This window comes from Acidiphilium sp. 20-67-58, from assembly GCF_002255515.1.
GTDB lineage: Bacteria > Pseudomonadota > Alphaproteobacteria > Acetobacterales > Acetobacteraceae > Acidiphilium.
On sequence record NZ_NCAS01000008.1, the window covers coordinates 18,905 to 34,647 of the forward strand.

Annotated in this window: 15 protein-coding genes; 5 read left to right on the forward strand and 10 right to left on the reverse strand. The window is 68.0% G+C overall.

Features of this window, described 5'->3' with window-relative positions; translation table 11 throughout:
* Window positions 1–2 precede the first annotated feature (2 nt).
* Both B7Z76_RS04325 and B7Z76_RS04330 read right to left on the reverse strand, forming a co-directional pair.
* Window positions 3–1,400 carry an MFS transporter gene (locus B7Z76_RS04325; RefSeq protein ID WP_174502561.1) on the reverse strand — a complete coding sequence of 466 codons (1,398 nt, stop codon included), beginning with the start codon at window positions 1,398–1,400 and terminating at the stop codon, window positions 3–5.
* A gap of 96 nt (window positions 1,401–1,496) precedes the next feature.
* Window positions 1,497–1,934 carry a phosphate-starvation-inducible PsiE family protein gene (locus B7Z76_RS04330; RefSeq protein WP_174502560.1) on the reverse strand — a complete coding sequence of 146 codons (438 nt, stop codon included), beginning with the start codon at window positions 1,932–1,934 and terminating at the stop codon, window positions 1,497–1,499.
* A 135-nt stretch (window positions 1,935–2,069) separates the two neighbouring features.
* Between B7Z76_RS04330 and hslV the strand changes: the two genes are divergently transcribed.
* On the forward strand, window positions 2,070–2,621 hold the full coding sequence (gene hslV / locus B7Z76_RS04335) for an ATP-dependent protease subunit HslV (protein WP_408736364.1): 552 nt from the start codon (window positions 2,070–2,072) through the stop codon (window positions 2,619–2,621).
* Window positions 2,621–3,937, forward strand: a complete 1,317-nt coding sequence (gene hslU, locus B7Z76_RS04340) for an ATP-dependent protease ATPase subunit HslU (RefSeq protein ID WP_174504749.1) — start codon at window positions 2,621–2,623, stop codon at window positions 3,935–3,937. Before hslV ends, hslU begins: the two co-directional genes overlap by 1 nt.
* A 76-nt stretch (window positions 3,938–4,013) precedes the next feature.
* Here the strand turns inward: hslU and B7Z76_RS04345 are convergent, their stop codons facing one another.
* From B7Z76_RS04345 to B7Z76_RS04360, 4 genes are all read right to left on the reverse strand, one after another.
* Window positions 4,014–4,358: an SHOCT domain-containing protein gene (locus B7Z76_RS04345; protein WP_291342378.1), complete on the reverse strand. Its 345-nt coding sequence runs from the start codon at window positions 4,356–4,358 to the stop codon at window positions 4,014–4,016.
* Window positions 4,359–4,596: 238 nt separating this feature from the next.
* Complete coding sequence (locus tag B7Z76_RS04350; protein ID WP_291342380.1) at window positions 4,597–6,018, reverse strand: amidase family protein; 1,422 nt, start codon at window positions 6,016–6,018, stop codon at window positions 4,597–4,599.
* A gap of 25 nt (window positions 6,019–6,043) precedes the next feature.
* A complete protein-coding gene (locus B7Z76_RS04355) occupies window positions 6,044–7,327 on the reverse strand; it encodes an ArgE/DapE family deacylase (RefSeq protein ID WP_291342382.1) in 1,284 nt (427 codons plus the stop codon).
* A 70-nt stretch (window positions 7,328–7,397) separates the two neighbouring features.
* Window positions 7,398–8,633, reverse strand: coding sequence for an NRAMP family divalent metal transporter (locus B7Z76_RS04360; RefSeq protein ID WP_291342384.1), 1,236 nt, complete (start codon window positions 8,631–8,633; stop codon window positions 7,398–7,400).
* A 172-nt stretch (window positions 8,634–8,805) separates the two neighbouring features.
* On the opposite strand from B7Z76_RS04360, the gene cysS reads away from it, so the two are divergent.
* From cysS to B7Z76_RS04375, 3 genes are all read left to right on the forward strand, one after another.
* The gene (gene cysS / locus B7Z76_RS04365) at window positions 8,806–10,155 is read left to right on the forward strand and encodes a cysteine--tRNA ligase (RefSeq protein WP_174502554.1); all 1,350 of its coding nucleotides are present in this window, start codon (window positions 8,806–8,808) and stop codon (window positions 10,153–10,155) included.
* Window positions 10,152–10,922, forward strand: coding sequence for an RNA methyltransferase (locus B7Z76_RS04370; RefSeq protein ID WP_174502553.1), 771 nt, complete (start codon window positions 10,152–10,154; stop codon window positions 10,920–10,922). Before cysS ends, B7Z76_RS04370 begins: the two co-directional genes overlap by 4 nt.
* Before the next feature lie 69 nt (window positions 10,923–10,991).
* The gene (locus B7Z76_RS04375; RefSeq protein ID WP_236656224.1) at window positions 10,992–11,540 is read left to right on the forward strand and encodes a bacterioferritin; all 549 of its coding nucleotides are present in this window, start codon (window positions 10,992–10,994) and stop codon (window positions 11,538–11,540) included.
* Window positions 11,541–11,643: 103 nt separating this feature from the next.
* Here B7Z76_RS04375 and B7Z76_RS04380 read toward each other — a convergent pair whose 3' ends face one another.
* From B7Z76_RS04380 to B7Z76_RS04395, 4 genes are read right to left on the reverse strand one after another with little or no spacing between them, the layout of a single operon-like run.
* The gene (locus B7Z76_RS04380) at window positions 11,644–12,171 is read right to left on the reverse strand and encodes an NADH-quinone oxidoreductase subunit B family protein (protein ID WP_291342387.1); all 528 of its coding nucleotides are present in this window, start codon (window positions 12,169–12,171) and stop codon (window positions 11,644–11,646) included.
* A complete protein-coding gene (locus B7Z76_RS04385; RefSeq protein WP_174502550.1) occupies window positions 12,171–13,655 on the reverse strand; it encodes an NADH-quinone oxidoreductase subunit C in 1,485 nt (494 codons plus the stop codon). Before B7Z76_RS04385 ends, B7Z76_RS04380 begins: the two co-directional genes overlap by 1 nt.
* Window positions 13,618–15,066 carry a hydrogenase 4 subunit F gene (locus B7Z76_RS04390; RefSeq protein WP_174502549.1) on the reverse strand — a complete coding sequence of 483 codons (1,449 nt, stop codon included), beginning with the start codon at window positions 15,064–15,066 and terminating at the stop codon, window positions 13,618–13,620. Before B7Z76_RS04390 ends, B7Z76_RS04385 begins: the two co-directional genes overlap by 38 nt.
* A complete protein-coding gene (locus tag B7Z76_RS04395) occupies window positions 15,063–15,743 on the reverse strand; it encodes a hydrogenase-4 component E (RefSeq protein ID WP_174504748.1) in 681 nt (226 codons plus the stop codon). The genes B7Z76_RS04390 and B7Z76_RS04395 overlap by 4 nt, the downstream gene beginning before the upstream one ends.

Sequence of the window (15,743 nt, forward strand, 5' to 3'; positions counted from 1 at the left end):
GCTCAGTGGTTGATCTGTTCGAGCGCGAGCCCCCTGGTCGAGGGGCCGAGCCCGATCATCGCGATGCCCACCAGCATGGCGATGCCGATGAATACCGCCACGCCCGGTACGCCATACCGGGCGAGCAGCACGCCGATCGCGAGGCCGGCGAAGGCTGCCGCCAGCCGGCTCCACGAATACACGAAACCGACCGCGCGGGCGCGGATCCGGGTGGGGTACAGCTCCGGCTGGTAGCCGTGATAGGCGAAGGACATCACGTTCGAGGCCAGCGTGAACAGCACGCCGAGGGCGATCAGCACCGGCGGCGCCGAGCTCTGCGCGAACAGGCCGATCACCACCGCCATGATGACGAGCGCGCCGATGATCTGCGTCTTGCGCTCGATCCGGTCGGCAAAGACGGTGCCGAGCAGCGGGCCGAACGGATTGGCGATGGCGATGATGAAGGCATATTCGAGGCTGTGGGTGACGGTGATGCCGCGATGGATCAGCAGCGTCGGCACCCAGGCGGCGAAGCCGTAGAAGCCGATCACCTGCGCCATGTTGAAGACCGACAGGATGATGGTCCGCCGCAGATATTCGGCACCGAAAATCTCCATGATCGACCCCGCGCCGCTCTCTTCCGGTGCGGCGGGCTGCGGCGGCGGCAGGGGCTGGCCGGTTTCGGCGGCCACCCGCCGCTCGAGATCGGCGACGATCGCCTCCGCCTCCGCCATCCGCCCGTGGCGGGCGAGCCAGCGCGGGCTCTCGGGAATGCCCCGCTGCAAGGCAAACACCACTACCGCGCCGACCGAGCCGATCAGGATCAACACCCGCCAGTAGTCCAGCCCGAACGGTTTGCTGCCCTTCATCGCATAGGCCAGGAACGCGATCAGCGGCACCACGAGGAAGGTGATGAACTGGTTGACCGCGAAAGCCTTGCCGCGCTCGCGGCGGGGAATGATCTCGGAGATGAAGGTATCGATGGTGACGAGCTCGACGCCGATGCCGATGCCGGCGATGAAGCGCCAGGCATCGAGCGCGAGGCCACTGGTCTGGAACGCCATGATCGCTGTGCAGACCATGTACCACAGCAGCGCGCCGGTGAAGACCGCGCGGCGGCCGAACCGGTCGGCGACCTGGCCGAACAGCAGCGCGCCGACCCAGAGTCCGGCGAAGGTGGCGAACACGAAGGTGCCGAAGCCGGCGACCTTCAGCACGCTGAGCCCGGAGAGGAAGCCGAGCGATTCGGGCTTGAACAGCCCCTCGCCGACCATGCCGGGCGCGACATAGCCGGTGAAGAACAGGTCATAGAACTCGAAAATGCCGCCCAGCGAGATCAGGACGATGATGGTCCAGACCGCGCGCGACGGCGGCAGGCGGTCGAGGCGGGCGGCGATCGTCGCCGCAGTCCGGCCCTGCATGTGATCCTCCCTGACATGTTTTTTATCGGTAAATGTGGATGTCTCACACTAAGCCGGGGTCCGGAAGCCTGGCAAGCCGGGTCCGATCAGCGCCGCTCAGTCCCGCTGTTCCCGTCGGTCCTGGTCGCGCACCAGCCAGTAGACGATGCCGAGCGACAGGAACGCGACCGAGAGTGCGAGGAGTTGCAGCGCGTTCTCATGCGCGAGATCCATGATGATCAGCTTGCGGACGATCGCGAGCATCCCGATCAGGATGACCACCCGCACGCGCACCGGCCCCTCGTCGCGCTCGCTGGTCACCAGGATCGAGCGCTTGAATTCCAGCGCGATGACGACGGTGAAGATCCCCCCGAACACCGACTGGAACACCGCCGCGTTGGTGGGATCGAAGGTGGTGGCGAGGATGTCGTGCGCGATGTTGACGATGAGATGCACGAGCGCTGCCGTCACCACGATCGCCATCAGCAGCGTCACCGCCTGGACGACGATGAACTCGAAATACTGGTAGGCCCTGCTGCCGAACCGGCGGTCCATCCCGTGGTCTCCCCGAAGCGCGGCGGCAGCATAGCGGCTTTCACCACCGCTTGCAGCATGAAACGAGGACCGGGGCGCGCGGCCTGCTACCTTCGGCGCCTTGCCCGGCCGTTCGCGCGGTGCCATCTGGAGAGGATGATGAACTCGCATGATCCGGTCGGCTGGCACGGCACGACCATTCTCTGTGTGCAGCGGGACGGGCAGGTGGCCATGGCCGGCGATGGTCAGGTCTCGCTCGGCAACACCGTGGTGAAGGGCAATGCGCGCAAGGTGCGGCGTATCGGCAACGGCAATGTCGTGGCCGGGTTCGCCGGCGCCACGGCCGACGCCTTCACCCTGCTCGAACGGCTGGAGGCGAAGCTGGAGCGCTTCCCCAACCAGCTCGAGCGCGCCTGCGTCGAACTCGCCAAGGACTGGCGGACCGATCGGTATCTCCGGCGGCTGGAGGCGATGATGGCGGTGGCTGACCGCACCCACGCCTTCACCCTGACCGGCAATGGCGACGTGCTGGAACCCGAGGACGGCATCATCGCCATCGGCTCCGGCGGCAATTACGCCCTCGCCGCGGCGCGCGCGCTGATCTCGGTGGACGGCATGACCGCCGAGGAGATCGCCCGGCGGGCGATGAAGATCGCCGGCGACATCTGCGTCTACACCAACCATCACGTAACGGTGGAAATCCTGTGATCGACAGCCCGACCTACACGCCGCGCGAAATCGTCTCCGAGCTCGACCGGTTCATCATCGGCCAGCAGGACGCGAAGCGCGCCGTCGCCATCGCCCTGCGCAACCGCTGGCGCCGCCAGCAGCTCCCCGAGGGGCTGCGCGAGGAGGTGGTGCCGAAGAACATCCTGATGATCGGCCCGACCGGCTGCGGCAAGACCGAGATCGCCCGCCGCCTCGCGAAGCTCGCCCAGGCGCCCTTCATCAAGGTCGAGGCGACGAAATTCACCGAGGTGGGCTATGTCGGCCGCGATGTCGAGGGCATCGTGCGCGACCTCGTCGAGGTGTCCCTCACCATGTTGCGCGAGATGAGCCGCAAGGGCGTGCAGGCCCGCGCCGAACTCGCCGCCGAGGACCGGCTGCTCACCGCGCTGGTGGGCGAAGGCGCCTCGTCGGAGACGCGCAATCGCTTCCGCCGCATGCTGCGCGACGGCGAGCTGGAGGACAAGGAAATCGACGTCGATGTCAGCGAGACGCCGCCCAACGTGATCGGCCAGATGGACATGCCGGGCATGCCGCCGGGCGGGGCGATCAACCTTGGCGACATGATGAAGTCGATGTTCGGCCGCCAGCACGGCCGCAAGCGCATGACCGTCGCCGCCGCCCGCGCCGCGCTGGAGCGCGAGGAGGCCGACCGCCTGCTCGACAACGAACAGCTCAACGCCGATGCCCGCCTGCATGCCGAGACCCACGGAATCGTGTTCCTCGACGAGATCGACAAGATCTGCGCGCGTACCGAGAGCGGCTTTCGCGGCGGCGACGTCTCGCGCGAGGGTGTGCAGCGCGACCTGCTGCCGCTGATCGAGGGCACCACGGTTTCGACCAAATACGGCCCTGTGAAGACCGATCACATTCTCTTTATCGCCTCCGGCGCCTTCCACGTCGCCAAGCCGTCGGACCTGCTGCCGGAACTGCAGGGGCGGCTGCCGATCCGCGTCGAGCTCGCCTCGCTCTCGCGCGAGGATTTCCGCCGCATCCTGACCGAGCCGGAACATTCCCTGCTCAAGCAGTATGTCGCCCTGCTCAAGACCGAGAATGTCGACCTGCACTTCACCGACGATGCGATCGAGGCGGTGGCAGCGCTCGCCGCCGACATCAACGACCGGGTTGAGAATATCGGCGCGCGGCGCCTGGCCACGGTGCTGGAGCGGCTGCTCGAGGAGATCAGCTTCGCCGCGACCGACCGCGCCGGCGAGACGGTGACGGTCGATGCAGCACTCGTCGAGGACAAGGTTGCCCCGCTCGCCGCCCGCGGCGATCTCGGCCGCTTCATCCTGTAACGGCGCGGCCCTCCGGCGGCGCCGGGGGCCATAGCATCATCCAATCAGATGGGGTCATCTGGTTGGATGTAGCGCCCTACTCGCTCAGCAGCCGGCGCCGCGATTCGAATTCGGCGGCGTCCATCTCGCCGCGGGCGAACCGCTCCTTTAGGATGTCGAGCGCCGTGCGCTGCGGCGGATGCGCTGTCCCGTGGCTGAACGTTCCGGCCGAGCGCAGCACCGCCACCGCGACCATGACGATCACGGCGAGCGCGAGGATCATGAAAAAAGGTCCGAGAAACATCGTCGTCCACCCGTCATCCCACCACATCATGCCTGGCCCGTAGCCGAACCCTCTCGGCCCCGGCCCGGCCTGCGCGAAGGCGAGGCCCGGCAGGGCGGCGAGCCCGGCGAGTGCCGCAATCCATTTCAGCCTGTTCATGATCGAGTCTCCTTCGTCCACAGGATCACTAGAGCACGTTCCGATCCATCAGGATCGGATGTCGTGCTCTATCTTGTTGATAACTAGAGCATCTTTATCCGATCAGATGAGTCCATCTGATCGGATGATGCTCTAGCGCAAGACTGCTCGATGGTGCCTGTCTGCGCCTTGATCCATGTGGATATCGCCCGGCGTTTCGCGCAACGCTGGCCGGTGCTGGCCGGGTCGGCCCGGAGGGTCAGCCCGCGCTGCGCGGATCGATGGGCATGACCGGCGCATCGTCCCGTGCGATCGCGGTGCCGGCGGCGAGCAGCACGTCCTCGCGGAAGGGGGCTGCGACGAGTTGCACGCCCAGCGGCGCGCGGCCGGCAAACCCGGTCGCGACATTCAGCCCCGGCAGGCCGACCAGGGGCAGCGCGATCTGCGTCGCCTGCGCGTCCCATACACGGCGGAACGAGTCCGGCCCGGCAAGGTCGAGCCCCTCGCGGAAGGGCAGTTCGCCGGAGGTGGGCATCATCAGCACGGGGAAGCGGGCGAGCAGCTGGCGCCAGGCGCGGGCGATGGTGGCGCGACGCTTCAGCGCCTGCGCGACCACGTCGCCCGGCCAGGATTTCGCCTGCGCGCGGAAGGACTCGATCACCGTCATCGCGCCCGGATCGCCCTCCTGCGCGACGGTCGCGGCCAGCGTGTCGAAACCATCGCCGAGCCAGAGCTGGATCTGCACCTCGACCGCCTCGCGCATGTGCGGCAGGTCGTCGATCGTCTCGACCGTCCAGCCCGCACTCTCCAGCGCGCGGCCCGCCGCGATCAGCGCCGCCTCGACCTCGGGGACCACCTTCATCCCGCCTGGGCGCAGGCAGAGTGCCGCCCGCCGCGGCAGATCCGGCCCGTCGAGCGGTGCGGGGCACCACCATGGGTCGCGCGGCCCGTCCGGATCGGCGTCGGGCTGCGCCATCGCCGCGAGGGCCAGCCGCAGATCCGCCATGCTGCGCCCGATCGGGCCCGAGACGGCGGTGATCTGCGCCCCGATGCCGCGCTCGGGCCCCGAGGCGTTGAACGCCGGGACACGGCCAATGCTCGGCCGCAATCCATGCAGGCCGCAGGCATAGGCGGGATAGCGGATCGAGCCGGCAATGTCGGTGCCGTGGGCGAAGGCGCCGATCCCGCTCGCGACCGCCGCCGCCGCCCCGCCGGACGAGCCGCCGGGCGTCAGCGCCGGGTCGTGCGGATTGCGCGTATCGCCGTGCAGCAGGTTGGTCGTGAACCAGCGCATCGAGAAGGCGGGGGTATTGGTGCGGCCGATGATGACCGCCCCCGCGCGTTCGAGATTGTCGACGACCGGGCTGCTGCGCTGCGCGACCAGGTCTTTCTGCAGACGGATTCCGTTGGTGGTGGCGAAGCCTTTCTGGTCGATATTCACCTTCACCGTGACGGGAACGCCGGCAAGCGGGCCGGGATCGTCGCCACGGGCGAGCGCCGCGTCGATCCCGGCCGCGGCGGCCAGCACCTGCTCCGGGCGATGGTCGATCACGGCGTTGATCGCCGGGTTCGCCGCGTCAAGCCGGGCGAGCGCGGCGGCGGCTGCCTCGCGCGCGGAAATCTCGCGCCTTCGGATGCGCGCGGCGAGGTCGGATGCGGTAAGGCGCCAGAGTTCGGTCATTTTTGCTCCTGTTGTCTCCGCCGGTTCAGCCCGGCTCCAATCCGCACCAGGCGGCGACGAACAGCGCGATCGCCTTCGTCACCCGCCGCACCGAGGCGAGGTCCACCGCCTCGTCGATCCCGTGTATCCCGCGCGAGACCGGGCCGTAGCACAGTGCCGGAATCCGATCGTAGAGCGCATGCACCCGCGCATCGAGATAGGCGCCGGTTATCATCGTGCCGAGCGGCGCGCCGGTCGCCATCGCGTGGGCGCCGGCCAGCGCCGCCTCCGCCGCCGATCCCGGCTCCAGCACGTAGCCCTCGGCGAAGAAGCCGTTGAAGCTGACGCGCGGCGGATTGGCGGCGAGCATCGGGTCGGTCGCGGCGAAGGCTGTGATCCGCGCCTCGATTTCGCGCGCGGCATCGCCCGCCCGCGTGCCCGGGTAGAGCGAGATCCGGCAGGAAAGCCGGCATCGGCTCGGCACCGAGGAGGCCCAGTCCCCACCTTCGATCCGGCCGAGATTGAGGTTGATCGGGTGCGGCTCGGCGGCGAAATGCGGATGCGCGTCCTTGCGCGCGTTCCACTCCGCCTCCAGCCCGCGCAGATCGGCGATGATGCGATACGCGGCATCGATCGCGTTCGCCCCCTCCGCCATGGCGCGGACATGCGCCGGCGCGCCGCGCACCTCGATCTCGAACCAGAGCACGCCGACATTCGCGCGTACCAGCCGCTCGTCCTGCGGTTCGGGAATCAGCGCGGCGTCGGCGCGATAGCCGCGCAGATGCGTCATCACCGCCCCATTGCCGGTCGATTCCTCCTCCACCACCGATTCGACATGCACGCTTCCGGCCGGCTGGACTCCAGCGCGGCGCAGCGCGTCGAGCGCGAAGATGTTGGCGGCGTGGCCGGCCTTCATGTCGGCAGCGCCCCGCCCGTGCATCCACCCCTCCGCGATCACCGGCTCGAAGGGCGGATGGCGCCACATATCCGCCGGCCCCGTCGGCACGACATCGACATGCGCCTGCAGGATCAGCGAGCGGCCGGTGTCGTGCCGCGGCCGGTGGGTGCCGATCACGATCGGCGCGTCGGAATGTTCGGCCGAAATCCGGCCCGCGCCTTCGTGTCGTGCCAGCGCGTCGCGGTCCATCGTGAAGCGGTCCATCGCATAACCGCGATCCCGCAGCGCGCGATGGACGAAATCCTGGATCGGCGCCTCGGCGCCGCGGGTGGAGGGAAAGCGCACCAGCGCCTGGGTGAAGGCGAGTTGCTCCTCGAACCCGGCATCCACGGCGTCCATCACCCTTGCCGCCAGATCCGGATCCAGTGTCATCGCGCCCCCCGTTCTTCTGGGCCCGATTTGAGGAGCCGGGGCTTCCCCTGTCAAGGAAGGGCGGGCAGGATCAGAACAGCCCGGCCCCGGACAGCCCGCCATAGACGCCAAGCCCCGCGGTCAGAACCGACATCGCGATCGCAAGTCCGGCATACCAGCCCCGCAGCCGCACCTGCGGCGGCAGCGCCTTGATGCCGAGCATCACCAGGAAGCCGAGCACCAGCGGCAGCAGCAGCGCGTTCATCACCTCGACGGCGATGTTCAGGATCACGAGATTCGGCACCACGCCAACCAGTACCGCGCCGAGGATCAGGCAGGCGGCATAGACCCCGTAGAACCACCTCGCGCGCAGCGGATGATCCTCCAGCGAGCGGCGATACCCGGCCACCTCGCCAAGCCCCCAGGCCAGCGCGAGCGAGGCGACGATGGCCGCGACCAGCCCGGCGCCAAGCACGCCGGCGCCGAACACGAGCTTGCCCATCGCCACGCCGAGATAGGGGGTGAGGGCGGCGGTGATGTCGCCCACGGTGTTCAGGCTCGCATTGGGGTTGTGTCGGCCGATCGTCGCGGCGGTCGAGATCAGTACTGCTGCCATGACGAGCTGGGTAACAATTGAGCCGATTGCGGTATCCCAGCGCGCATATTTGAAATCCGCCGGCGTCAGCCGCTTATCCGCCACCGCCGATTGCTGGTAGAAGATCATCCACGGCATGATCACGGCGCCGATATTGGCGGCGACGAGGTAGAGATAGCCCGGATTGCCGAGCGCCGGCTGGAAGGTCTGCGCCGCGATCTGCCCCGCATCCGGCCGCGAGACGAAGGCGATCACGAAAAACACCAGCTCGAACAGGCCGAGCCCGATCGCCACCCGCTCGACCCGGCGATAGGAGCCGGTGAACGCGACCACGAGCAGGAACACCACCGAGAGTGTCAGCGTCATCGCGCGGGGGATGCCATAAAGCTCGCCCACTCCCGCCACACCGGAGAATTCCGACAACAGCGCCCCGATCGTGGCGACCGCGAGGCCCGCGGCCGAAAGCCACGCCCAACCCTTGCCGAACGTGTCGCGGATCAGCTCGCCATGGCCCTTGCCGGTGAAGATGCCGAGCCGGACGGTAAGCTCCTGCACGACATACAGGATGGGGATCAGGATGAACTGCAGCAGCAGCAGCCGATATCCCCAAGCGACGCCGGATTGCGACGCCGTGATGATGCTGCCCACCTCGGTATCCGCGAGCATGACCACGATGCCGGGGCCGAGCACGGCGAGAAAGGGCAGGCGCGAACGGCGGGAACGCGGTGACACGGCGGTCTGCGACAAGAGCGGTCTCCGGGATAAATTGAGAATGAGAATTATTCTCAATTACTGGTCACGATGGATACAGGACCTCTCAGGTCCTGTCAACGAGCGGGCCGTTTCAGCGCTGCCGCCGACGCGCCGGTTGACTTCCGCTTGCCCGGAGAGGAAATCCGCGGCCATGATCCAGATCAAGCTGCACAACACGAAAACACGCCGGCGCGAGCCCTTCGCCCCCGCCGATCCCGCGCATGTGAAGCTCTATGTCTGTGGTCCCACGGTCTATGACCGCGCGCATCTCGGCAATGCGCGCACCGTGGTGGTGTTCGACACGCTGGTCCGGCTGCTGCGCCATCTGTTTCCGCGCGTGACCTATGTGCGGAACATCACCGACATCGACGACAAGATCAACGCCCGCGCCGCCGAGACCGGCGAGTCGATCGGCGAGATCACCGCGCGGACCACGCGCTGGTTCCACGAGGACATTGCCGCGCTCTATTGCGTCCCGCCCGACATCGAGCCGCGCGCCACCGGACATATCGGCGACATCATTGCCCTCATCGAGCGGCTGATCGCCCGCGGCCATGCCTATGCCGCCGAGGGCCATGTCCTGTTCGCCGTCGCGACCGATGCGCAATACGGCAAGTTCTCCGGCCGCTCGCCCGAGGAACTGCTCGCCGGCGCGCGGGTGGATGTCGCCACCTACAAGCGCGATCCGGGCGATTTCGTGCTCTGGAAACCCTCGCCGCCCGACCTGCCGGGCTGGGACAGCCCCTGGGGTCGCGGCCGGCCGGGCTGGCATATCGAATGCTCGGCGATGATCCACGCCACTCTCGGCGAGACCATCGATATCCATGGCGGCGGCGCCGACCTGATCTTTCCGCATCATGAGAACGAGATTGCCCAGTCCTGCTGCGCCTTTCCCGGCTCCGAACTCGCCCGTGTCTGGGTGCATGCCGGCATGTTGCAGGTGAACGGGCAGAAAATGTCGAAATCCCTCGGCAATTTCCGCACCGTGCAGGACGTGCTGGGCGAGGCCCCGGGCGAGGCCGTGCGCTTCCTGCTGCTCAAGACGCAGTATCGCGGCGTGCTCGACTTCTCCGCCGCCGCGCTGGCCGAGGCGAAGCGGGAGCTCGACCGGTTCTACCGCGCGCTGGAAAAACACGCCGACCCCGCGCCCGCCGCCACCCCGCCCGCCGCCTTCATCGAGGCGCTGGCGGATGACCTGAACACGCCCGGCGCCATCGCCGAACTCCACGCTCTGGCCGACGCGGCGATGCAGGGCGATGCCGCCAGCGCCGCCGGCCTGCGCGCCGCCGGCCAAATGATCGGGATTTTCAATCACGCCTCCGGCCATTGGTTCCGCGGCGATGCGACCGACGATGCGCGGATCGACGGGCTGATCGCCGAGCGTCTCGCTGCGCGCAGGAACAAGGATTTCGCTCGCGCCGATGCGATCCGCGCCGAACTCGCCGCCGCCGGCATCCTGCTCGAGGACGGTCCCGGCGGCACCACCTGGCGGCGCGCATGACCGGTCGCGACGAAGGTGCTGATCTCGCACCGATCGACCCGTCCCCGGTCATTATTCTGGTCCGCCCGCAGCTTGCCGAGAATATCGGCTCGGTCGCGCGGGCGATGGGCAATGGCGGGCTGTTCCATCTCCGCCTCGTCGCCCCGCGGGACGGCTGGCCGCAGGACCGGGCGATGCGCACCGCCTCCGGCGCCTACCGCATCCTCGAAGCCGCGACGGTGCATGACACGGTGGCCGATGCGGTGGCCGACCTTCACCGCGTCTTTGCCACCTGTCCGCGCCCGCGCCATATCGTCAAGCCGCTGCTTACCGCCCGTGGTGCCGCCGCCGAACTGCGCGAGATCGGCGCCCGCGACCTCAAATGCGGCATCCTGTTCGGCCCCGAGCGCGCCGGCCTCGACAATGACGACATCGCCTGCGCCGACAGCCTGATCCGCTACCCGCTCAACCCGCGCTTCATGTCCCTCAACCTGGCCCAGGCGGTGATGGTGATGGCCTATGAATGGTGGATTGCCGGCGAGGCCGCCCCGGTCCGCACGCTGCAGACCCACAAGACCCATGTCGCGACCAAGGGCGAGCTGGAAAATTTCCTCACCCACCTGATCGCCGAATGCGACGAGGCCGGCTTCCTGCGCAACGAGCAGAAGCGCCCCGGCATGGTGCGCAACATCCGCCATTTCTTCCAGCGCGGCGAGGTGACGGAACAGGAATTGCGCACGCTGCATGGCATCGTCACCGAACTCGCGCGCGGCCGTCGCGCGCGTTGAGTCGGCGTCGCGATTCTGTCATCATGAGATTGCCGCAGCGAGGCGGCGATCAGCGGAGTGGACAGCGTGATGGACCAGGTCGAACATGCAGCGCCGAACGCTTTTCTCAACGATGTGCGCGCCGTCTCGGCACGGATGCAGGGCGCGTTTCACGAGGAACAGGCGGTGGGTGCCGACCCCGCGCTGATCCTGCTGCAAAGCGCGCTTACGGCCGAAATTCTCTGCATCTGGCGCTACACCATGATGTCGGTCTCGCTTGCCGGGCTGAAACAGCCGCGCATCGGCGTCGAGTTCCAGGAACAGGCAAATGACGAGCGCCGCCACATGCTCGCCATCGCCCAGCGCATCCGCGAACTCGGCGGCACGCCTGATTTCTCCCCGCACGGACTCGAAACCCGTTTCGGCGAATTCGGCACCAGGGCGGATCTCGCCGGCCTCGTCGAACAGAACCTCGCCGCCGAGCGCGAGGTGATCGGCCTCTACCGCCGGATGATCGACCATTTCGAGCCGCACGACCCGGTCACTGCGCTGATGCTCACCAACATCCTCGAAGAGGAAAGCGAGCACGCGACCGACATGCAGGACCTGCTCTCGATCGAGATCGGCGGCCACGGCTGAAGCGCCGGCCGCGCCGCCGGTCCTTTGGCTGCCGGTCCTTTAGAGCATCATCCGATCAGATGGAATCATCTGATCGGATAAAGATGCTCGACTTATCAATATGCTAGAGCACTACATCCGATCCAATCGGATCGGAAAGGCCGATCAGCCCGCGCAGCAGGGCCGCCGGCGCAGGCGGACAGCCGGGAATCGTGAGCGTGACAGGCAGGACCGCTGCCGTGCCGCCCAGGCAATGCGGGCTTGCCGCGAACACCCCGCCATCGCGCCCGCAATCGCCCACGGCGACCACGAATTTCGGCGCCGGCATCGCCTCGTAGGCGAGCCGGGTCGCGGCACTCATGTTCCGCGTCATCGGGCCGGTCACCAGCAGCACATCCGCATGGCGCGGCGAGGCGACCAGTTTCAACCCGAACCGCTCCAGATCGTACAGCACATTGCCGAGGGCGATGATTTCCAGCTCGCAACCGTTGCACGATCCCGCATCCACCGCGCGGATCGCCAGCGACCGGCCGAGCCGCCGCAGCGCCGCCCGGTCGAGTTCCGCGACCAGCGCGGCGGTTTCGGCATCGCGCGGCGGGGCCGGTTCGGTCAGGGTACCGCGATGGAGGCTTTCGAAAAGCGTTCTGCGCATTACAGGTCGCACCCCGAATAGGCGGCGTTGAAGCTCTTGTTGCAGAGCGGGAAGTCGGCGACGATATTGCCCTCGATTACCGCCTCCAGCGCCGGCCATAGAAACCATGACGGATCGCGCAGGAACGCATCCGCCACCACCGCGCCGCGCAGCCGCACCGCGGCGAAGACATCGCCCCTGAACCCCTCCACCAGTGCGCAGCCGAACGCCTCAGCCTCGCTCTCCGGCAATGGCGCGCGAATGTCGCCGGCCGCCAGATCGCCCATCAGATCGCCGAGCAGATCGCCGATCAGGGCGACGCTGGCGCGGATCTCGGCACTCCGGATCCGCGCCCGCGCATCGACATCGCCAGACGCAAGCACGGGTATGTCAGGCATGCGGCGGTCATAGGGCGGGTAGGGCGCATTGCGCCGGGCGTCGAAATCCTGCCCCGCGGCGCGGCCGACATAGCCGCCGCAGCCGAGGCGGCGGGCAAGATCGGGGGCAAGCCGCCCGGCGCCGACCACCCGGTCCTGCAACGAGGCGGTCTTGCCATAGAGATCGACCAGTCGCTCGAACCGCGCGAGCCAGGACGGCAATTCGGCACGCAGGGAAGCGGCGGAAGCCGGCGCGAGATCGGCGGCAACCCCGCCGGGGACGATCCGGTCCATCATCAGCCGGTGGCCGAAACAGGCCTCGGCCTGGCGCAGGATCGTCTCGCGCAGCGCGCCGGCATGGGCGTTGATCAGCGGGAAACCGGCATCGTTGCAGATCGCCCCGAAATCGCCGGCATGATTGGCGAGGCGTTCGAGCTCCGCCATCACTCCGCGCAATGCCGACGCCCGCCTCGGCACGGCAAGCTCGCGCGCCGCTTCCACCGCGCGGGCAAACGCCCACGCATAGGCGACGGTCGAATCGCCCGAAACCCGCCCGGCGAGACGCGACGCCGCATCCGGTGTCGTCCCCCGCATCAGCCCGAGCGTGCCCTTGTGCGTGTAGCCGAGCCGCGCCTCCAGCCGCACGATCGTCTCGCCGTTCACCGTGAAGCGGAAATGGCCCGGCTCGATCGTCCCGGCATGGATCGGCCCTACCGGTATCCGGTGCAGCCCCTCGCCCTCGGCGGGCAGGAAGGCGAAATCCCGCTCATGGTCGAGCCAGGGGCGCGGATCGGGCAATCCCTCGGCGCGGAGCCCGCTCGCATCCTGCAAGGCCCGCTCCATCAGGATTGCTCCCGGATGATGCCGCCCGATCGACGGATAGGAGCCGTCCTCCGCACGCAGGGCGATCACCGCGAGATCGCCCCCGTCTGCCCGCCGCGTCGCCAGATGAACGCGCGTCCCGGCATCGTCCGGTGCTGCCCAGACCGCGACCAGCACGCGCTGCCCTGCGGCGAGAGCCGCATCCGCTCCCGCGGCGAGAGCCGCACCCGCCGCGCGCCATCCGGCGGCGTCGACCATCACCGGCGCGTCAGCCGAGCAGGGCGGCGGCATGGGCGAACCAATCATAGAGAAATCCCGGCAGCGCGATGCCGACGGCCAGCACGAGGCCGAGATGCAGCAGCAGCGGCATCGCCGCGGCGGAACTCTGTGCATTGCCCGGGCTCGGCGGGCCGAAGCACAGGCCTGTCATCCGCAGCAGCAGCGCGCCGAAGGCAAGCAGGATGCCGAGGCCGAGCAGCACCGCAAGCAGCGGGGCGCGGGCGAAGGTCGAGGTGATCAGCAGGAATTCCGAGGTGAAGATGCCGAAGGGCGGCAGGCCCGCAATCGCCGCGATGCCCGCCACGAGCGTCCAGCCGAGAAAGGGATGGCTCGCCGTCAGCCCGCTGACCTCGGCGATCTTCTGCGTCCCCTTGGCCTGCGCCACATGCCCGACCGCGAAGAAGATCGCCGACTTGGTCAGGCTGTGCATCGCCATCTGCAACAGCCCTGCGAGATTGCCGATCGGCCCGCCAATGCCGAAGGCGAAGGTGATGATGCCCATGTGCTCGATCGAGGAATAGGCGAACAGGCGTTTGATGTCCCGCCGCCGGTAGAGCATGATGGCCGCGAAGAACAGCGTGGCAAGGCCGAACCCCTCCATCAGGGCCCCGGCGGCGACGCTGGCATGGCTCGCCGCAAGCAGGATCTTGAAGCGCAGCAGCGCATAGAGCGCCACGTTCAGCAACAGCCCGGACAGCACGGCCGAAATCGGCGTTGGCCCCTCGGCATGGGCGTCCGGCAGCCAGGCGTGCATCGGCACCAGCCCGGATTTGGTGCCATAGCCGATCAGCAGGAACACGAACCCGACATCGAGCAGCGAGGGGTCGAGTGAGGCGGCATGCCGGAGCAGGCCGGTCCACTGCATTGCCCTCATCCCGCCGCCCAGCGTTGGCTGAGCGGCCAGATAGACCAGGATCGTGCCGAACAGCGCGAGTGCGATGCCGACACTGCCGAGGATGAGATATTTCCATGACGCCTCGATCGCCGCAGGGCTGCGGTAGAGTCCCACCATCATCACCGTCGACAGCGTGGCGAGTTCGACGCCAAACCACATCAGGCCGAGATTGTTGCTGACCAGCGCGAGATTCATCCCGAGCATCATCGCCTGGTACATTGCGTGATAGAGCCGCAGGTGATGCGGCGCGAGGCGGCCGGTGCCGATCTCGTGGCCGATATAGCTCGCGCTGAACAGGCTGGTGGTGAAGCCGACCAGCCCGTTCAGCAGCAGGAAGGCGATGTTCAGCCCATCCACCAGGAACAGCCCGTCCGGTGCCGGCCGGTGGACCAGCAGCACGGCGGCAGCGGCCACCGTCGCGCAACTCGCCATCGCGTTCAGCCGCGCCGCCAGCCGCCAGGAGGATACGGTGGCGAGCAGCAGCATGGCACCCGCCGGAATGGCGAGGGTGGCGATCACCGCGGCAAAGGCAGCGCCCGTCATTGCAACTCTCCCCGGAACGCGTCCAGCGCCGCGCTGTCCACCGTGTCGAACCGCTCGCGGATGCGGAAGAGAAACACGCCGATCACGATGAAGGCGATCAGGATCGAGAAGGCGACGCTGATCTCCACCACCAGCGGCATGCCTTGCGCCCCCGCGGCGGCGAGGATCAGCCCGTTCTCCAGCATCATGAACCCGGCGATCTGGCTCACCGCGTTGCGCCGCGTTACCATCATCAGCATCCCGATCAGGATGACCGACAGCGCAAGTGCGAGATCCTCCCGCGCCAGCGCATCCGCCGCGGCGGCGGTGCGCAGCATCACCAGCAGCGACAGCGCGACCAGCCCGATCCCCGCCAGCATCGTCAGACTGATCCCACCCACCGTCTCGACCTCGCGATGGATGTCGAGCCGCTCGATGATCCGGTGCAGCGCCAGCGGAATCGCCACCGCCTTGAACCCGATCGCGATCGCCGCGGTGATGTAGAGTTCAGGCGCCCCTTGCAGCCAGGCCTGCCAGCCGACCGCGACACCTAGCAGGGCCGCGTGCAGCGCCAGCACGTTGATCAGCGCCGGCAGGCGGTCCTGATACAGCATCATCAGGCTGACCAGCACCAGCCCGCCGGCGAGCACATGGGCAAGGCCGAAGGCGGTGGCGCCAGGGGTGAAGGGGGCCAGCAT